We start from the raw sequence: 18,842 nt of genomic DNA on the forward strand, positions 1-18,842 counted from the left end.
CGCGTTCTGCGGCAGGTTGGATTCACGCCAGGTGGAGGTGAGGAAGTAGGCAGGATCAAACTTGCCCAGCGCCGCATCTGTCTGCTGATCTGCCACGGCCCAGTTCAGCCACTCGATGCGCACATCAAGACTTTTCTCCATCACGCCGCGTACCACTTCATCCAGCGTGACCTTCACCGGCTGGAGCCCGAGCGTCTCCTGAAACGTCTGCGCCCGCGCAGACACGACCGCGAGGCCGAGGCTGATGACAAAGGATAAACGGGCACGGATCACGCCGCCGAGCATGGCGGGCTGAGACACTGCGTGCAAGCGCGGCTCAGCTCCCCTTCTTCCACTCCTCACCCTCGTCGTCGTCGTCATCGAGATGGCCGTAGCCGTCGTCGAAGCCACCCTCATCGTCGCTATCTTCGTCGATCTTCAGGCCGGCCAGTGCTTCGAGATCAAGGTCATCGGGGTCGATCTCTTCGACATCATCGCCAAGAGCCGCATCCACCTCGGCAGCAGCCGTGGCTTCCGCTTCTTCAGCGCTGCGTTTTTCGATTTCAGCCAGGGTGTGTGTCACATCCTCCACGCTGTCCAAGACATGCTTCGCTACAAAGATGGGTGCGCTTTGCTGAAGAGCCAGCGCCAGACTATCGCTGGGTCGTGCATCGAGCTCGATGACTTTCCGTGCATGCAGTTCATTCTCAGCCGAAACAATGATGCGGGCGAAGAACACACTGCCCTGAACATTGTTGATGATCACCCGGTCCACCTTGGCTCCGAACGCCAGGAGCACTGTCGCCAGCAGGTCGTGTGTCAGCGGACGCTCTTTGGACACGCCGCGCATGAACATCGAAATCGCCGAGCCGACCGACTCATCCACGTAGATGACAAAGGTCTTCTCGTCGTTGCCCAGGAACACGGCAAAACTACCGTCCAGCGGCAGGACGGCGCGCACTTGGACCTCAATGACGTCACGATTCATAGGTGAGGATTAAAGCGCTGCCGCTGAGGCTGGCAACCGGTGCTCCACGAATTTATCGGAGACTAAACTCCCACGATCTCACGCAACGGCACGCCGCCATCCGTGACGGCACGAGGCCGCTGGATAGGATCGAGAAACTCGTGATTGGGCTGGATGCCGAGCAGATGAAACAGGGTGGCGGCCAGATTCGGAGGAGTCACAGGGCGATCTTCGGGGAACCCGCCAAGTTTATCGCTCGCACCGATGATCTGACCTCCAGGGATGCCAGCACCCGCGAGGGCGACGGAGAAAACATTGCCCCAATGATCACGCCCGCCGCTCTTGTTGATCGTGGGCGAACGCCCAAACTCGCCCATGACGACGACGAGTGTTTCATCGAGCAAGCCACGCGACTGGAGATCCTGGATCAAAGCGGAATAGGCGACATCGAACTGCGGCGCGAGCACCTCGCGCACGCGTGGCCCGTTGCGCTGATGGGTGTCCCAGAGAGGGCTGCCTTCATTCTGATCACCGGGCTCGCGCGGCCAGTTCACCTGCACGAGTCGAGTGCCAGATTCGATGAGCCGTCGCGCGAGCAGCACACTTTGCCCAAACCTACCTCGGCCATAACGATCTCGCATGGCAGCAGGCTCGCGTTCGATTTCGAGGGCAGCGCGGCTGGCCTCCGAGTGAATCAAATCGAAGGCGCGTTGCTGCATGATGCCTGCTTCCTCGATCTGCGGATTGCCCAGCGTGCGACGGAAGTCTTCATCAAACTGCCGCAGCAGACTGCCACGTTCGGACAGGCGCAGATTGGTCATGCCCTCGACGAGTGACATGCCCTCGATTCGCAGCCGTTCCGCGCTGGGATCGCACTTGATGAGCTGCGGATGCCATGGCCCGCCCATGAAGCCGCCGTTCTGGCCGGGCCAGACGACATTGCCATTGTTCTCGATTCGCTCGGGCAGGACGACGGATGACAGAGGCGAGTGTTTGCTCGGCTTTAGCGCACCCACGGCCGCTGCGATGCTCGGCCAGTCATTGCCGCTCGGTGGCACACTCTCGGCCTTCGATGTGGGCGCATAGCCGGTGAGCATGAAGCACCCGCTGGTGGAGTGCGCATTGATGCCCGTGGTCATCGAGCGGATGACCGAGAGGTGATGCATGAGCCTGGCTGTGCGGGGCAGCGTCTCAGAAAAATGCACCCCTGGCACCGAAGTCGGGATCGATTTGAAATCCCCGCGAATCTCCAGCGGTGCATCTGGCTTCGGATCAAAGGTCTCGTGCTGGGGTGGTCCGCCACTGAGGAAGAGAATGATGCAGCTCTTGGCCCTGCCAAAGGCGGCGTCCTTGCTCGGTATCGACTTCGACTGAAGCAGCGAAGGCAGTGACAATCCCAAACAACCCAATCCACCCACGCGAAGCCATTCGCGGCGATTGAACGGAGTGCTGGGCGTTGCGGAAAACATCGGCGCAAACTACGCCCGGCCACTTACAGCTCTCTCATTTCCTCTCCCGTGTCTTGAACGTCGGCAGCCGCAGCCGCCATTTCATCGCCGCCAGTCGCAGTACCAAAATGACCGCCATGCTGATGTAGCGATGTGTCTCCGAAGCTGGCAGCCATTCGTGTAACAGCACAAACACCAGCGCGCCGACGAACACCGCCGTCGCATACAGATTCACATCCGGCTGAAACACCAGCGGCAGCTCGCCACGCAGCACATCGCGAAGAATGCCGCCCGCAACGCCAGTGACGATGCCCAGCAGGATAGCGACGATGCCCGGCGCACCGAAGGCCAGCGCCTTCTCCGTTCCCGCGATACCGAACAGCGCCAATCCAAAGGCATCTGCAATGGCGAGCATCTTCCCCGGCAGATGTACGAATCGCACGAGCACAAAGGTCACCGTTGCCGCGATCAGAGCCGTCCACACATGATACGGCTGCTGAATCCAGAAGACCGGTTCTGCACCCAAACATAGATCACGAATGGTGCCGCCACCCACCGCCGTCACCAGCGCCAGTACCATCACGCCAAAGAGATCCATGCGCTTCCCCTCCGCTGCGAGGACAGCGGAGACCGCGCACACGGCGACAGCGAAGTATTCGATCCAGGCGGGCATGATCATTTCAAGAGTTCCGCCGGGAGATCCTGCGGAGCTGTGGTGGAAACAGCAGGCAGTTTGAGCATGGAGCCCACTTCGGTCACGTGCTTCACCTCGCCGCCATTGGCGAGAAACAACGCTGAATCTGTTTGTCCGGCATTGATCAGTTCCTGCGCCTCACTCTTGGCGCGTGAGCAGGTGAAGCGCCCCTCGGTGATGGCTTGCAGCTTGCCGTCAGTGGTCTTGACCCAGCCATTGCCGAACTCGCAGCGGCGTTCTTCCTTCACGCTCTTGGTGTCGCGCCGGAAGTCCTCCACAAACGAATACAAACCCGACAGCGGCTTCCCACCCGTCGTCACGCGGAAGGTGACCAGATGCTTCCACTCGCGCGTCTTCGGCAGATATAGCCAGCCGGCATACGCAGTCTTTTCGCCCTCGACCGTGGCCTGCACGATGCAGCGCACCTTCTCTCCGATCTGCCAATCAAACGGCGTCATGCTCTTTCCGCCCGTGCCTTCGCCGCCGAAGCGCGAGACCTCGACGTCCTTGCCTTCATGCAAAACCTCCACGCGTTGCTCCAGAGGCACGTTGTTTGGGTTGTCGCCCTTCGCCGGGTCCCACACCGAAAAGATGGCGACCTTGCTACCATCGCCACGTTCCTGAATGCCGAAGTATCCCGTGTTCCAGCCGCAGACCATGAAGTAGCTGCCGCGTGTGCTCTTCTGCACCGTGGCTTCATTGTAAAACCATGTCGCGGCTGGTGAGGGCCAGCCGAAATGTATCGAACATGCTGCGGTCGGTTCGGCGCTTTGAATGGAGGCGGCGAAGAAGGTGAGAAAGAGCGGTAGAATGAGTTTCATGGTTTGGGAGGTTCGGGATTCCACTCGGCTTTCGGGGTGATGCCGAGGTGCTGGTAGATCATCGGGACGAGCGCCGTCTGCGGTGTCGGCTCGTTCATGAGCTTCTCGCGTGGCAGCGCTTTCCCATGAGCGATGAGCCAGATGTTCCGCTCCGCTTCGCTGTCGCCGCCGTGTCCATTTCCACGACCGCCGTGATCGGTGGTGATGAGCACGAGCCAGTCTTCTTCAGCAAAGTTGGGCCGTGCTCGCATCGCGCGCACCAGCTCACCGACATGCGAGTCCACATGGCTGATCGCATTCACATACAGCGTGCTGTCGGGCGAAAAGTTCGCCCGCGAATCCGTCGCGCCGTGCCCGAACTCATCCACCTGACCGAAATAGACGAACATCGCGTCCGCGTTGCGCGTGCGCAGTGATTTCAGCGCTTCATCACGCACCTCGATGTCCTTCTCCGGGTTGTCGATGTAGTGACGTGAGGCATCCGGTGTGGCCGTGAACTTCTCATCGAGAAATTCCACCTCCTCGGACTTCGAGAAGTCAGCGATCTTCGTGTGGATCGGTGGCCAGTCGGCAAAGGAGGCGCACCACGCCGTCGGGCTCACCTCTTTGATGCGGCGCATGAAGTGCGCATAGGTTTGATAGCGTCCGCCAATGAAGTTATTGTCCTTCACACCGTGTTTGTTCATCCACTCGCCCGTGAGCAAGCTGCTCCAGCCGGGACCGCTGATGGTGGGCTGATGCGTTGGCGTGTCGATCTCACCGCCCGCATAAAACTTCTGCGTCAGCAGCCCGCCATCGCTCTCGCTCAGCATCTTCATTTGCGGAGCGAGACCACGCTCCATCGCCGCGATCAAGGCATCCGCGCGACAGCCATCGATGCCGATGAACAGCACGCGTTTGCCGCCAAAAGCGCCGTCTTTGCCAGGACCATGCGCCGCGAGCTGAGTGACGAAAGCGAGCAGGATGAGAGTGATGAGGGATCGCATAGAATGGGTCAGCGTTTGAGGTAATGCTCGATGCCATTGAGGAACATCTGCACGGCCACCAAGACCAGCAGCATGCCCATGAGTCGCTCGACGGCCATGGAGCCCTTCTCTTTGAGTACGCGCGCAATGGCTGGCGCACACAACAGTACCGCTGCCGTGATGCACCACGCGATCAGCAGGGCGGCAAACCAGTTCCAAAGCTGCTCCGGCTGCGTGCTGACGAGCACCAGCAGCGTCGCCAGCACAGATGGCCCCGCGATCATCGGCGTGGCAAGCGGCACGATGAAGGGCTCGACCTGTGACTCATCCGCCTCATGCCGCGATGGTGGGAAGATCATCTTCAGAGCGATCAAAAACAGCACAATGCCCCCGCTGATGAACAGCGCCTCCTGCTTCAAATGCAACAGTCCCAGCAGCCACGGCCCTGCGAACAAAAACACGACGAGAATCACCAGCGCGATAACCAGTTCCCGCGCGATCACGCGCAGCCGCCGCTCCTGTGGCACGGGTCGCAGCCCGCACACAAACGTCGCCACGTTCCCCAGCGGGTCCATGATGGTGAGCAGCAGCAGTGTGGCGGAGAGCGTGTCCATGCTGGTCATGGGTTGGGCTTGAGGTCGAGACCATGCCGCCGTTTCGTTTCATCGCGTTTGAAGATCGGGCCGACCTCGACCACGCAGTTCTCGCCTTCGGCCTTCGCCCACGCGCAATCTGGTGAATCGGGGCCGCCTTTGTCTGGATAATAGGCGTGGGCTTTTTTGAGTGGCACCTTCTGCCCATTCAGTCGCGGCCAGCCAAAGGTCACGTTCACTTTCGGAATGCCTGACTTCGGGATCTTTGACGTGCTATACACTTCGACGAAGGCGGAGTGCTTCTCCCAGAAGGTGAAGTCACTACCTTCAAAACGCAGGCTGCCGACTTCATGCACGGCTCCTGCGGCATCGCGGATCGTGCAGGTTAACCAGGTGCTCTCGCCTTCGGTCGCGCCTTTTGTGATGCACCAGGTGTAGGTTCCTTTCGTCCACGCCAACGGACGCCGCACACTCGCGAACTCGCCTTCGTAGCCTGCACTTTCGACGAGGCAGTCCTCCGCTGCCGTGCGCACATGATCGAGGCCGATGGGCGTCGTCTTGTCGCTCGACCAGCGTGAAAAGATGCCGCCTTTTCCGCGATGCACGCGCTCGCGGCTCTCCTTCGTGGCCCAACCGTTGATGTTGGTCTGGATGCCGCCGTAGAATTGCAGCTCGTTGATCTTCGCGATGCCGCAGGGCGAGATGTACAGATTGTAATCGCTCGGTACATCGCGGTCGATTGTCACATCGACCTCCAGCGAGGTGAAATGCTCCACCGGCTTCTCAAAGTCCCACCATACATTCGCCACATGCCACGGCGATGGCGGCAGCTTCACGCCAGCCGCCTTTGCCATCTCTTCGGGCGATGGTTGCTTGCAGAGATCTTCGGCGAAGCCTGCTGAGAGGAGCAGAGCAAGGAATGTCAGGGTTGTTTTCAAAGTTAGATGCCGAGTTGATGCTTCACTTCCATAAACGCGTTCACCGCTCGTTCCAAATCCTCCCGTGTGTGCGCCGCGCTGATCTGCGTGCGGATTCGCGCCTTCCCCTGTGGCACGACAGGGAAGCTGAAACCGATGACATAAACACCGCGCTCCAGCATGGCGTCGGCAAATTTTGAGGCTAGGGCGGCATCGCCAAGCATCACGGGCACGATGGGATGCTCGCCGGGCACGATGTTGAATCCCGCGCTTGTCATCGCCTGACGAAAGTAGCGCGTGTTGACTTCGAGCTTGTCTCGCAAGCTCGTGGACTTCTTCAGCAACTCCAGAGCCGCGAGCGATGCCCCCGCGATGATCGGTGCCAGCGTGTTCGAAAACAAATAGGGCCGCGAGCGCTGCCGCAGCAGTTCGATGATTTCCTTTCGCCCGCTCGTGTAGCCGCCGCTGGCTCCACCGAGTGCTTTACCGAGTGTGCCGGTCAGGATGTCGATGCGGCCCATGACATCGCAGTGCTCATGCGTGCCGCGCCCCGTCTTGCCCATGAAGCCGACAGCGTGCGAGTCATCCACCATCACCAGCGCGCCGTATTTATCCGCCAGATCACAAATCGACTTCAGCGGTGCGATGAAGCCATCCATCGAAAACACTCCGTCCGTGGCGATGAGCTTGAAGCGCGCGCCTTTGGCATCGGCGGCGATGAGCAGGGCCTCCAGATCGGCCATGTCGCAGTTTTTGTAGCGATAGCGCTGCGCTTTGCACAGGCGCACGCCGTCGATGATCGAAGCGTGGTTGAGTTCGTCGCTGATGATCGCGTCTTCGGGACCGAGAATCGTCTCAAACAGCCCGCCGTTCGCGTCGAAGCACGATCCATAAAGGATGGTATCCTCGGTGCCGAGGAAGTCGGTGAGCGAGGCTTCCAGCTCCTTGTGCACACCTTGCGTGCCGCAAATGAAGCGCACACTCGCCAGACCGTAGCCCCAATGTTCCAGCGCCTCATGCGCTGCCTGCCGCACCTTCGGATGCTGGGCGAGGCCGAGGTAGTTGTTCGCGCACATGTTCAGCACCGCCGCGCCACCGTTCGCACGCACGAGTGTGCCCTGCGGCGTGGAGAGCACGCGCTCACGCTTGTAAGTGCCAGCGGAGCGGATGGCGTCGAGCTGGGTGGTGAGATGAGTTTGAAAGGCCGGATTCATGTCTGCCAATATACTGGACACACGTCCCGTATGTTGGCAACCGGCTTTTTTCGACTCAGGCTCCGACGCGCATCACGTCCTGCAAAGTGGCGCGCTGCTGCTCGAATTCTTCCTCTGAGAGGCGACGCGGGATGGTCATCGTCGGCTCGAAGATGATGCGCACGGTGGAGAATGGCAGCGGAAGCATGAACTCGTCCCAGGTCTTGAAACGGATGGCGCGCGAGTACAGCACCCGCACGGGAACGATGGTGCCACCGGTGAGCTGGGCCAGCTTGATGATGCCGGGCTGGATCTGGTACATCGGTCCTCGCGGTCCATCGGGCGTGATGCCGACATCGCGCCCCTCTTTCACTTTTTCGGCCAGCATGATGAGAGCGCTCAGGCCTTTTTGCGGCTTCGAGCTGGAGCCGCGCGCGGCTTCAAACCCAAACTGTGCGCAGGCATCGGCGATGATCTGCCCATCGCCGCTCGGGCTGCTCAAAATAGCGCCGGGGATGTGGGGGAACCATCGGTCATGCAGGTAGGGAATCACGAACATGCGGTTGTGCCAGAAGGCCCAGATCCCGTTGGAGCGTCCGGTGGCAAAAACACCTGCGCGGTCCTCGACCTCGAAGTGCAGCGTCCCGCCGATGGCGCGGATGAGCCACGCCACGATCTTGCCGAGGTTTTTGATGCGAATCTTCGCCATGAGTGAAGCTGCCTTAGCGGCGACGGCCCGCGCGTGCAACTTGGGACCGTCGAGCGAGCTTCCATCGCGCACGCTGGCGTGGCAGCTTTAAAGCCCGGCGGAAAACGCACGCAAGCCACACACGCGAGAGACGTTTCCTTGCGACACCATGCCCCGACTCCTCCTCACCAGCCTCCTTTGCCTCACCGTCTCGGTTTTCGGACAACGCCCCAATGTACTCCTCATCGTGGCGGATGACCTCGGCTACAACGATGTCGGTTTCCAGGGTTCCAAAGAGATCCCGACGCCGCATCTCGACAAGCTCGCCGCCTCTGGCATCCGCTGCACGAACGGCTATGTCTCGCACCCGTTTTGCAGTCCGACACGCGCGGGCCTGATGACAGGTCGTTACCAGCATCGTTTTGGGCATGAAAACAACCCCGGATGGAAGCCCGAGAGCACCGTGGAAGGTCTGGCGCTGGATCAGATCACGCTGCCCCAGTTGATGAAAAAGGCGGGCTACACGACGGGTGCCGTGGGCAAATGGCACCTCGGCGCGCATCCGCAGTTTCATCCGATGAAGCGTGGGTTTGACGAATACTTCGGCGCGCTCGGCGGCGGACATCAATACCTGCCCACGGTCCCCGGCAGCGCGGAGTACACCATCCCGCTGAACCGGAATGGGAAAGACGAGCCGCAGACCGGCTATCTGACCACTCAGTTTGGCGATGAAGCCACGGCCTACGTCCAACGTCATGCTGCCGATGACCAGCCGTGGCTGCTTTACCTGGCCTTCAATGCACCGCACACGCCCCTCCAGGCACCGAATGCGTGGTTGGAAAAACTGACCCACATCCAAAACGAACTCCGCCGCACCTACGCCGCGATGATCTGCGCCATGGACGCCGCCATCGGGCAGGTCATGACCCGGCTCGACGAAACCAAGCAGAGGGACAACACGCTGATCTTCTTTATCAGCGACAACGGCGGCCCGAACCTGAGTGCCCGGAAGATCGGCAACTTCACCGACAACACCCCGCTGCGTGGCGCCAAGGGCGATCTCCACGAAGGCGGCATGCGGGTGCCTTTCCTGGTAAGCTGGCCGGCGAAGCTCAAGCCCGGCGTGTTTGATCAACCCGTCATCGCGCTCGACTTCCTTCCCACCGCTCTTGGCCTCGCCGGTGCTGAGCTGCCGACGGATCGTCCCATGGATGGCGTGAATCTGATTCCTTATCTTACCGGTGAAAAAGCTGGTCTGCCGCACGAGCGTCTTTTCTGGCGCACAGGTGGCCCAAAGGGCAATCACGCCGTCCGTCAGGGCCCCTGGAAATTTGTGCAAACCGCCACTGGGGAGCCCGAGCTCTACAACCTCACCACCGACATCGGCGAGACGGAAGACCTCGCTGCCGACAAACCCGAACTCGTGACCCAGATCCAGGCCGCCATCACCGAATGGGAGAAAGGCACCATCGCCCCGACCTTCGAGAGTCCCAGAGGCGGCAAAGTCGCCCCGAAAAAGAAGGCCAAGAAGTGAGTTCCAGCCCAGACTGGCAAGCAAGGCAACGTCTATGAACTCCGCCGCCTGCTCTTCAGCAGCATCGCTTCCACCTTCGTCGTTCTGACCGATCACCAGAGTGGCGGATTCATCCAGCCCCTGCAGCACATGCTCCCAGATGTCGCCGCCCGGAGGGATGTCATTTTCATCAAACCACACCAAGAGCCCTGCGGCGGTGAAGCCATTAAAGAACCCCGTTGGGATTCGATGTTGTGGGCGTTCGTGGTTTTGGCTTCCAGGGGAGCACTCGCTAAGGCTCGGCACCCCTTCGCTGTGATACGGAAGGGCGTTGGCCTTCGGAGGGGAGGCCATCACCAGACCTTTGTCGCTGCTCAATCCTTCGAGTTGATGTTCCCTGACTTCCGAATGGCGCGGAGGAGACGCCAGCCGAGGAAGAGGCTGATGACGTAACCAAGAGCGCCGAAGACGGAGATGCCGAAGAGGACGGGCTGGGCCTGACTGCTCCAGAGCTGGGAGGAGCCGAGGAAGATGGCGGCGGTGAGCACGCCGAGGACGAGGCGGTTCACGATGGGATCGAGATGACGATGATCGAGATGCACCGTGAGGGTGCCATCGCGGAAGCGGGCGAGGAGGTCGGTCAGGTCACGCGGTAGGGCGGAGATGAAGCGGTCCCAGTCGCGATAAGCGCGGCGGGCGCGACGGACGAGACGCTTTGGGCCGAAGCGGCGCATGACGATGCCCTGGCAGAAGGGCTGCATCAGCTCGGCGAGACTGACGTCGGGACTGAAGCGGCGGCTGGTGCCTTCAAGCACGATGATCGTTTTCAAAAGTACGGCCAGCGGCGGTGGCAGGGTGATGTGATAGCGGCGGATGATCTCGATCAGGGAGCTGAGTGCCGAACCGACATTGATGTCACTGAGCGGATGCCCGACGTAGTCGGCCATGAAGTCATCGAGATCGGCGCGGAGGCGATCATGCGGGCAGTCGGGCGGCACGGAGCCGAGACGCAGGACTTGCTCGGTGACTTGAGCGGCGTCGTTTTCCACGATGCCGAGGAGGAGCGATTCCACTTCATCGCGCAATTCGTCGTCGATGCGGCCCACCTGGCCGCAGTCCACCACGCCGACGATGGCTCCCGGCAGGAGCATGAGGTTTCCGGGATGCGGATCGGAGTGGTAAAAGCCATCGCGGAAAACCATCTCCAGATACATGTTCGCGCCGCGCTTGGCGAACTCGGCGAGGTTTTCACCGGAGGACTTCAGCGCCTCGATGTCGGTGCCGGGGATGCCATCCAGGCGATCCATGGTGACGATCTGTTGGGAGCAAAGTTCGGGATACGAGCGCGGGATGCAGACCGTCGGGTCATCGCTGAAATGCAGCGCGAACTCCTCGAGGTTTCGCTTTTCGTAAGTGAAGTCCAACTCACGCAGCAAGGTCCGGCGGAACTGGCGCACGATGGCCACGGGCTGATATGGACGCAGCGACGCGGACTGCTTTTCGATCAGCTCCGCCAGCAACTGTACGATCTCCAGATCGGTGACGACTTTGCTCTCGATGCCGGTGCGCCGCACCTTCACCACCACGCGCTCGCCACCTGGCAAAACCGCGCCATAGACCTGCGCGATGGAAGCTGCGGCGATGGGGGTTTCATCGAACTCGGCAAACAGTTCCTCCAACGTCGCGCCGAGATCCTGCTCAATGATCGCTCGTGCAGATTCGGCTGATTCAGCGGGCACGTTCGATTGCAACTCCGCCAGCTCCTCGGTCATTTCTTTGCCGATGAGATCAGCGCGCGTGCTGAGCATCTGACCGAGCTTGATGAAGGTGGTGCCGAGCTCCGTCATCGCCATGCGCACGCGTGCGGCGGTGGTCACTCCGGCCAAAGCCTGACCGTCAGCACTGCGCAGTTTGTCCTTCAGCCAGGGGTAGTCCAGGCCGCCGAGCAGATCGGCGAGGCCATACTTGCCGAGCACGGCAGCGATCTCGCCGAGACGTTTTGCATGGCGCTCCAGGCGCGCGATGGCATCGATTTTCATGGGCAAAGCATACACGGGACATGCCGCGTGTCGAAAATCCTTCTGCTGCGAAGCAGCTTACTTACCCATGAATGTCTGCAAATCGGTGACGCCGGTCTTCAGCAGGCCGACGAGTTCACGCACGATGGGCATCGCATTGCTGGTCAGGAGCCCGAGCATGAGAACCCAAGCGACAGCATTCACGATCAGCATGAGTTGCACGACCGTCTCGACCCAGCGCGGCCAGGACTTGAGGAAGCCTTCCTGATCGGCAGCACGGCGAAAGATGCGCTCTTGAAATGCGGTGGCGGAGGCCCGCCAGAGCTTCGGTGGAAAGAACAGGAAGCCCAAAAGCATCTCCTGAATCACCCAGCCACCTTGCTGCTTCAGTGGCACTTTTTCATACTCCCGATAGCGCACGATACGTCGGCGGCGTGTGATCTCCTGCAGCGCCTCTGTGCCTTGGTCGAGCTGGAGTTCTTCCAGTTGGCGCAGCGGCATCCACACCTGCTCGCCCGCGCGCATCGTCAGATCACTGTCTCTCACCGAACCGTAAGCGAGATAGCTGCGGAGGTCATCGAGAGTGCATGGGCCGACGGTCTTGCCGGATTTGGTAAGGAAGTACTGGGACACGGGTGCGGGAGCTTGGGTACGATCACGGGCAAGGAGTGGTTCTGTCAAGCAGCCAAGATAATCTTGTTGTTCATTTAGTGACACGATAGCCTCGCGAATAATCACCAACCAACCCCATGAATGCTCCCCTCGCTGAACTCGTCGGCACCATGATCCTCGTCCTGCTGGGCGATGGCGTGGTGGCAAATGTCGTGCTGAAACAAACCAAAGGGCACAATGCCGGGTGGATCGTCATCACCACAGGCTGGGCGCTCGCCGTCACGGTGGCGGTTTACTGCACGGCATCCATCAGTGGCGCGCATCTGAATCCCGCCGTCACGCTGGCGATGGCATCTCTCGGAAGGCTGCCCTGGGCGGAGGCTCCGATGTACATGGCCGCTCAAATGGTCGGCGCTTTCCTCGGCGCAGTGCTCGTGTGGCTGGCTTATCTACCGCATTGGAAGGTCACGGATGACAAGGGCGCAAAGCTCGCCGTCTTCGCCACGGGGCCCGCGATCCGGCACACGGCTTCCAATCTGATCTGTGAGATCATCGGCACGGCCATGCTGGTCATCGGTGTGCTGGCCATCCTTTCGCCTGCCAATCTCGACCCCACCACCGGCTTCGCGGATGGCTTCGGGCCTGCGCTCGTTGGTGTGATCGTGTGGGCCATCGGTCTCTCGCTTGGGGGTCCCACAGGTTACGCTATCAATCCCGCGCGTGATCTCGGCCCTCGCCTTGCGCACTTCGTCCTGCCCATCTCTGGGAAAGGCAGCAGCGACTGGAGCTACGCCTGGATTCCCGTCATCGGCCCGATGATCGGCGGTGGTGTCGGCGCGCTCGCTTACACGCTGCTCTGGGGCTGGGAGAAGGTTTAGAAAACCGAGAGGAGATGCGATTCACGGTTTGCATGGTCGGCGGCTGGAATGGAACAGGGAAAAAGACTGCCCGCAGTTCATGTTAAGTGGCCCCGTCTGGAATATTTTGCTTCGATGTTCCTCTCATGGGGCGTACTAAAAGACAAACCATGACATTTCTCCGCTCCATCCTCCTCCTCGTCACGTTGGTGACACAGGCGCTGCCTGTGGGGATGGTCAGCACTTCGGTGGCGGAGGAGAAATGCGCCATGAGTTGCTGTGCGGCACTGGCGCAGGATGGACTTGATGATTGCGGCTGTGCCGCCGCTCCGGGTGTGCCAACGACACCGTCACCTGCAAGCCTGCCGCCTGCTCACGGTCGTGAGGTCATGCCGCAGTTTGTCTGTGCGGAGTTGTCAGATTTCCAGGGCATCTCTTCATCGGCTCATGCAGACACGGACCGTGCTCTGCGGCCTGAGTTCGTTACGCAGACCGTCACCATGCCGCACGTCCGGCTGGCGGTGCTGTTCTGCTCGTTTCTGCATTGAGTCGGCGTCTCTGACAGACGCATTGTGCCCACGTCTCGCGGTCCCTCAGGGGCTTTGGCTTGCGTGAGCTTGGTTCTCAGAACCTTCAACGACTCCGATTTCATGAAACGACTCTTTTTGCTGCTCGCGATCCTCGTGTTGCCCATGACCACATTTGCCTGCGATACCTGCAAGCTACCCCAGCCCGCCGCCGGTCAGCGCGTGGTGGAATACGATCTCACCATCGCGGAACAAACCGTGAGCCCGGCAGGCAAGGCGGTGCGTGGCTTTACGATCAATGGCGGCATTCCTGGGCCGACGCTGCGATTTCGTGAGGGCGACTTCGCACGCATCCGAGTTCACAATCGGCTCAAGACCGAGACCACTTCGACACACTGGCATGGGCTGCTTTTGCCCAATGAACAGGACGGTGTGCCGCATGTGACCACGCCGCCTATTCAGCCGGGGACGACGCACACGTTTGGCTTCGATCTGCGGCACAGCGGCACCTACTGGTATCACTCGCACACGCATTTGCAGGAGCAGAATGGGGTGTTTGGCAGCATCGTGGTGTGCCACGTGATGGCGAGTCGGTGAAAGCAGATCGCGAGCAGGTGCTGGTGCTGTCTGACTGGACCAACACAGACCCGATGGAGGTCATGCGCATGCTGATGCGTGGCAGCGACTACTTCGGGCTGATGCGGCGGAACTCGCAGTCCATCCTCGGTGCGTGGCAGCGCGGGATGTTGAAGGATTACTTTTCGCGCGAGTGGTCGCGCATGATGCCGATGGACATCTCCGATGTTGGTTATCACGGCTTTCTCGTGAACGGACAGCGCCAGACACGGATCGATGGCAAGCCGGGTGAGCGCGTGCGCCTGAGGATCATTAATGCCTCAGCGGCCTCATATTATTATCTGAACTCTTCGGCAGGTCCGATGACCATCGTAGCTGCAGACGGTCCACCCGTGGAGCCTGTGAAAGTGGATCGTTTCCTGATGGCGATCGCGGAGACGTATGACGTGATCATCACCATTCCGGCCAGCGGTGAGTATGAGCTGCGGGCCACCACTCAGGACGGAAGTGGGCATGTCTCTGCGTTCTTTGGTTCGGGTGAGAAACATCCTGCCGCTGACCCTCCGAAGCCTAATTTGTATCAGATGGACGAGATGTTGAATCTCGCGCTGGAGGAGCAGGAAGAAGATTTGCTCGCCTCGTTGAAGCTGCCACGGCCTGGATCACCCTACCGAGTACTGCGGTCGGTGAAGGACACGACTTTGCCTGCGAAACTGCCGCGTCGGAAGATCACGATGCACCTCACGGGTGACATGAACCGCTACATCTGGTCCTTTGATGGCAAGACGATCGCACAGGAGCCCTATGTGATGATCAAGCACGGCGAAATCATCGAGCTGGAACTCATCAATGACACGATGATGCATCACCCGATTCATCTGCACGGTCACTTCTTCCGTCTGCTCATGGGTAATGGCGCGCGCTCACCGCTGAAGCACACCGTCGATGTCCCGCCGATGAGCAAACGCACCGTCGAGTTCGCGGCGAATGAAGCGAAGGACTGGATGTTCCACTGCCACATCCTTTATCACATGATGAGCGGCATGGCCCGCGTGTTCAGGTATGAAGATGAGGTGCCCGCAGACCACAGTCTGGCGACTGCGGCTACAGATCACAGCCTTCATCACGCCGCCGGGCTGGGCGAACACAACCACGACATGGCCTACGTCTGGGGCGCAGCCTCCATCCAGTCGCACATGAGCGAAGGGCTGCTCACCTGGATGAATCCGAAAAACGATCTTCTTCTCGGCTGGGAAGCCGGCTGGCAGGGTGTGGACAATCCCGAATACGAGATCGACGCGCTCTATCAGCGCTACTTCAACATGAACTTCCAGGCCTTCATCGGCGGACGCTTCACCAATGATCCCGATGCCGAAGATCGAGCCGTCGCTGGTATCAACTACCGATTGCCGCTCATGGTCTGGGCCAATGTCAGTCTCGACAGTGAAGGTGATGCGCGCTTCACGCTAGCGAAGCGCTTCCAGCTCACGCCACGTCTCGGTGTCTGGGGCCGCGTGGAATATGACACGAACACCCGCTGGGAATGGACCACCGGCGCCGACTTCACCCTCACACGCAGCACCTCGCTCACCGCGCAGTATCACTCGCAGTTCGGCCTCGGGGCCGGGCTGCTGTTCCGCTTTTGATGACACGGGTCATCATTCCAAAACCCCAAACCACCCAACATCATGAAAACGAAACTCGCCCTCCTCCTCACCACCACCCTGCTGGGTATCAGCCTTCAAGCTGCGGACGTGAAGCCCTACCCGCTGAAGACTTGTGTCGTCAGCGGCAACGAACTCGGCACCATGGGCAAGCCCATCACCAAGGTTTACAACGATCAAGAGATCAAATTCTGCTGCAAGCCCTGCATCAAGAAGTTCGAGGCCAACCAAGACAAGTATCTCTCGAAGCTGCCGAAGTAAGACAGTGATCACGGGCAGTCGCAGTCCAAGCAACCATGCGTGGCGCAGGTGCGGCACACGCGCTCCACCTGCTCACGCAATTTTCGGCGGGCACGGAGCAGCCGCACATTGAGCGTGTTCACGCGTTGGTTCGTCGCAGTCGCGATCTCGGTGGCCGATTCGCCGCCGAGATCGATGCGGCGTAGCAGTTCGGCATCCGCCTCCGGCAGCGCGGGGAGGAGCTTCATCACACACTGGCAGAGCGTCTTTTCGTCTTCCGGCTCCAATGCCTCAGGCAGCTCATGCACGAGCTTTTCCAAGGCCTGATCCCGTGTAGTGCGGCGGCGATGGGCGTCGATGATCGCATGACGCAGCACACGATAGAACCAAGTGACGACGCCTTCGGCATCCTCGGGGACGTTGTCGGCCTTCAGCGCCTTCATGAGGCATTCCTGCACGAGATCGGCTGCCAGTTCAGGATCGCCGGTGCGCGAGCGGGCGAAACCGATGAAGGCATCCAGATGTTGAATGAGCGGATCGGTGGACATGGATGGGGCTCAATTCACATTCACAGGCGTGCCTGTCAGCACCCACTCAAAGAAGAACTTCGCGGGATTGCCCTCATCGAGTGGCAGTCGTATGCAGCCATGGGAGGCGGGGTAGTTTGGCACACTGGTGAAACCGTGAACAAAGACATGGCCATTGATCTGCACACTCCAGGGCATCGGGGCGTTGTTGTATCGACTCGAACGGTGCATCACCGCGCGAAACGGCCCTACGTGGAAATTGCCCGCTGGCGTCCTGCCATTGCGACCGGAGCTGATGCGTGTTTGGAGGACGAGTCTCCCTCCCTGCCAGCCTTCCAAGCGTTGCTTCGCGAGATTAATCTCCACATGCTGCGGCGATACCAGAAGGGTGAAACCGCGAAAAAGTCTGCCTACGCGAATCCGACCCTTTTCATCGGGTGGGGAAACTGGCGCGCCTGCCCGGGCCAGCAGATCCGCGCTAATCAGTTCCGTGCCATCTGTCAGCGTACGCAGTGAGCCTGCCCGGAGTTCCATGTCATTGAGGTGAAAAACTTTGCCGTCGTCATCGCGCCCCACGCTCCACTTCAGCGCCTCCACGGCCTCATCCACCGGGACAAAAACCTGCCCTGGCTCCGCTGAAATAACGATGCCTTCCAGAGTGGCGGCGGCTAGCGTGCCATGGGCAGCCATCATGGCCAGAGAGCATGCCAAAAGTCGGCGCAGGGAAAGTCGGGTGTTCATCAATGGTGCCATTTAACATCACATACGAGAACATCGCCAAAGCCTTCGCACTACCAACCATAACCTGCCAAGATACGCACAGACACACGGCAAACCAGCGCGTAACAAATTCACACCTCGTGCGTGGGCACAGGATGAAGAGCCAACCAGGCTCCAATTCAAATCATCACCCATTCACTCCATGAAAACGCCTTCTCACTCGCACGAACCTCAAGCTACGGCCTCCTGCTGCCACGCGCCCCCCAAACCTGCCAAACCAAGCTGCTGTCAGCACGATCATCACGCACATGATGAAGCGGTGAAGCCGCCAACCACGGCGAAGTATTTCTGCCCGATGTGCCCAGGCGTGGAGTCGGACAAACCGGGCACGTGCCCGAAATGCGGCATGGCTTTGGAGCGCAATCCGGCCTGGAAACCAGCGGCGAAAACGATCTACACCTGCCCGATGCATCCTGAGGTGCAGCAGGATCATCCGGGCACTTGTCCCAAGTGCGGCATGGCCCTGGAGCCGATGACGGCGACGGAAGCCGATGATGCGGACGACGATGCCGAGCTGCGCGACATGACGCGGCGTTTCAAGTGGAGCGCGTTGCTGACGCTGCCGGTGTTTGTCACCGCGATGGCGCATATCGTTCCCGCGTGGAGTCATGCGGAATGGGCGAATGGTGTGGCAACTCGCTGGATGCAGGTCGTGCTCGCGACACCGGTGGTGCTGTGGGCGGGCTGGCCGTTCTTTGCGCGCGCGTGGCAGTCGCTGCTGCATCGCAGCATGAACATGTTCACGCTCATCGCGCTGGGTGTCGGAGCGGCGTATGTCTTCAGCGTCGCGGCGATGTTGGCACCGGGGTGGTTTCCGAAATCACTCGGCGACATGCATGGTCAGGTGCCGCTCTACTTTGAAGCGGCGGCGGTGATCATCGTGTTGGTGCTGCTCGGCCAGGTGCTGGAGCTTCGTGCGCGAGCACGCACAGGCAGCGCGATCCAGGAACTGCTCGGCCTTCAGCCCAAAACCGCGCGACTCGTCACACCTGAGGGCGATGTCGATGTGGCACTCGATGCCGTGCAGGTCGGCCAACGTCTGCGAGTACGGCCTGGTGAAAAGATTCCCGTCGATGGCGTGGTGATCGAAGGCAGCAGCCATGTGGATGAATCCATGCTCACCGGCGAGCCCGATCCTGTGGAGAAATCCGCCGGAGCCAAGGTAACGGGCGGCACGCTCAATCAACACGGCAGTCTGATGGTGCAGGCCGAGCGAGTGGGCGCGGACACGATGCTGGCGCAGATCGTCCAGCTTGTCGGGCA

General features: G+C 60.3%; 21 protein-coding genes. 7 read left to right on the forward strand and 14 right to left on the reverse strand.

The annotated features are described in order from the left end of the window. The 10 genes from AC6FTP_RS19380 to AC6FTP_RS19425 all read right to left on the reverse strand — a co-directional run. The coding region (locus tag AC6FTP_RS19380) for a hypothetical protein (RefSeq protein ID WP_497208561.1) at positions 1 to 300 on the reverse strand (300 nt) is incomplete at its 3' end. 16 nt (positions 301 to 316) lie between these two features. Then, entirely contained in the window at positions 317 to 967 is a 651-nt protein-coding gene (locus AC6FTP_RS19385; RefSeq protein ID WP_497208562.1) for a bifunctional nuclease family protein, read from the reverse strand. 62 nt (positions 968 to 1,029) lie between these two features. Beyond that, positions 1,030 to 2,415 (reverse strand): DUF1501 domain-containing protein, encoded by a 1,386-nt coding sequence (locus tag AC6FTP_RS19390; protein WP_497208563.1) that lies wholly within the window; start codon positions 2,413 to 2,415, stop codon positions 1,030 to 1,032. A 34-nt stretch (positions 2,416 to 2,449) separates the two neighbouring features. Then, positions 2,450 to 3,067: a trimeric intracellular cation channel family protein gene (locus tag AC6FTP_RS19395; RefSeq protein ID WP_497208564.1), complete on the reverse strand. Its 618-nt coding sequence runs from the start codon at positions 3,065 to 3,067 to the stop codon at positions 2,450 to 2,452. A 2-nt stretch (positions 3,068 to 3,069) separates the two neighbouring features. Continuing rightward, positions 3,070 to 3,909: a DUF3472 domain-containing protein gene (locus AC6FTP_RS19400; protein ID WP_497208565.1), complete on the reverse strand. Its 840-nt coding sequence runs from the start codon at positions 3,907 to 3,909 to the stop codon at positions 3,070 to 3,072. Further along, complete coding sequence (locus AC6FTP_RS19405) at positions 3,906 to 4,895, reverse strand: alkaline phosphatase family protein (RefSeq protein WP_497208566.1); 990 nt, start codon at positions 4,893 to 4,895, stop codon at positions 3,906 to 3,908. Before AC6FTP_RS19405 ends, AC6FTP_RS19400 begins: the two co-directional genes overlap by 4 nt. Before the next feature lie 8 nt (positions 4,896 to 4,903). Then, positions 4,904 to 5,488, reverse strand: a complete 585-nt coding sequence (locus tag AC6FTP_RS19410) for a MarC family protein (protein ID WP_497208581.1) — start codon at positions 5,486 to 5,488, stop codon at positions 4,904 to 4,906. A 5-nt stretch (positions 5,489 to 5,493) separates the two neighbouring features. Further along, positions 5,494 to 6,405 carry a DUF3472 domain-containing protein gene (locus AC6FTP_RS19415; protein WP_497208567.1) on the reverse strand — a complete coding sequence of 304 codons (912 nt, stop codon included), beginning with the start codon at positions 6,403 to 6,405 and terminating at the stop codon, positions 5,494 to 5,496. 2 nt (positions 6,406 to 6,407) lie between these two features. Further along, positions 6,408 to 7,598: a glycine C-acetyltransferase gene (locus AC6FTP_RS19420; protein ID WP_497208568.1), complete on the reverse strand. Its 1,191-nt coding sequence runs from the start codon at positions 7,596 to 7,598 to the stop codon at positions 6,408 to 6,410. A 55-nt stretch (positions 7,599 to 7,653) separates the two neighbouring features. Beyond that, entirely contained in the window at positions 7,654 to 8,286 is a 633-nt protein-coding gene (locus AC6FTP_RS19425; RefSeq protein ID WP_497208569.1) for a lysophospholipid acyltransferase family protein, read from the reverse strand. 148 nt (positions 8,287 to 8,434) lie between these two features. Here AC6FTP_RS19425 and AC6FTP_RS19430 point away from each other — a divergent pair, with 148 nt between their 5' ends. Beyond that, a complete protein-coding gene (locus tag AC6FTP_RS19430; protein ID WP_497208570.1) occupies positions 8,435 to 9,799 on the forward strand; it encodes a sulfatase in 1,365 nt (454 codons plus the stop codon). Positions 9,800 to 10,152: 353 nt separating this feature from the next. Here AC6FTP_RS19430 and AC6FTP_RS19435 read toward each other — a convergent pair whose 3' ends face one another. After that, complete coding sequence (locus AC6FTP_RS19435) at positions 10,153 to 11,817, reverse strand: ABC1 kinase family protein (protein WP_497208571.1); 1,665 nt, start codon at positions 11,815 to 11,817, stop codon at positions 10,153 to 10,155. 57 nt (positions 11,818 to 11,874) lie between these two features. Then, positions 11,875 to 12,429, reverse strand: coding sequence for a DUF4339 domain-containing protein (locus tag AC6FTP_RS19440; protein WP_497208572.1), 555 nt, complete (start codon positions 12,427 to 12,429; stop codon positions 11,875 to 11,877). Positions 12,430 to 12,545: 116 nt separating this feature from the next. Here AC6FTP_RS19440 and AC6FTP_RS19445 point away from each other — a divergent pair, with 116 nt between their 5' ends. From AC6FTP_RS19445 to AC6FTP_RS19465, 5 genes are all read left to right on the forward strand, one after another. Then, positions 12,546 to 13,286, forward strand: coding sequence for an MIP/aquaporin family protein (locus AC6FTP_RS19445; protein ID WP_497208573.1), 741 nt, complete (start codon positions 12,546 to 12,548; stop codon positions 13,284 to 13,286). Positions 13,287 to 13,435: 149 nt separating this feature from the next. Continuing rightward, positions 13,436 to 13,813 carry a hypothetical protein gene (locus AC6FTP_RS19450; RefSeq protein ID WP_497208574.1) on the forward strand — a complete coding sequence of 126 codons (378 nt, stop codon included), beginning with the start codon at positions 13,436 to 13,438 and terminating at the stop codon, positions 13,811 to 13,813. Between the two features lie 102 nt (positions 13,814 to 13,915). Next, the gene (locus tag AC6FTP_RS19455) at positions 13,916 to 14,389 is read left to right on the forward strand and encodes a multicopper oxidase domain-containing protein (protein ID WP_497208575.1); all 474 of its coding nucleotides are present in this window, start codon (positions 13,916 to 13,918) and stop codon (positions 14,387 to 14,389) included. Continuing rightward, the gene (locus AC6FTP_RS19460) at positions 14,365 to 16,014 is read left to right on the forward strand and encodes a multicopper oxidase family protein (RefSeq protein ID WP_497208576.1); all 1,650 of its coding nucleotides are present in this window, start codon (positions 14,365 to 14,367) and stop codon (positions 16,012 to 16,014) included. The genes AC6FTP_RS19455 and AC6FTP_RS19460 overlap by 25 nt, the downstream gene beginning before the upstream one ends. A gap of 42 nt (positions 16,015 to 16,056) precedes the next feature. Continuing rightward, complete coding sequence (locus AC6FTP_RS19465) at positions 16,057 to 16,293, forward strand: hypothetical protein (RefSeq protein ID WP_497208577.1); 237 nt, start codon at positions 16,057 to 16,059, stop codon at positions 16,291 to 16,293. Between the two features lie 8 nt (positions 16,294 to 16,301). Here the strand turns inward: AC6FTP_RS19465 and AC6FTP_RS19470 are convergent, their stop codons facing one another. Both AC6FTP_RS19470 and AC6FTP_RS19475 read right to left on the reverse strand, forming a co-directional pair. Continuing rightward, a complete protein-coding gene (locus tag AC6FTP_RS19470; protein ID WP_497208578.1) occupies positions 16,302 to 16,820 on the reverse strand; it encodes an RNA polymerase sigma factor in 519 nt (172 codons plus the stop codon). Between the two features lie 9 nt (positions 16,821 to 16,829). Beyond that, positions 16,830 to 17,492, reverse strand: coding sequence for a L,D-transpeptidase (locus tag AC6FTP_RS19475; RefSeq protein WP_497208579.1), 663 nt, complete (start codon positions 17,490 to 17,492; stop codon positions 16,830 to 16,832). 229 nt (positions 17,493 to 17,721) lie between these two features. On the opposite strand from AC6FTP_RS19475, the gene AC6FTP_RS19480 reads away from it, so the two are divergent. Beyond that, a partial coding sequence (locus AC6FTP_RS19480; RefSeq protein ID WP_497208580.1) for a P-type ATPase actuator domain-containing protein occupies positions 17,722 to 18,842 on the forward strand: 1,121 nt, incomplete at its 3' end.

It is taken from the genome of Prosthecobacter sp., from assembly GCF_044378005.1.
GTDB lineage: Bacteria > Verrucomicrobiota > Verrucomicrobiia > Verrucomicrobiales > Verrucomicrobiaceae > Prosthecobacter.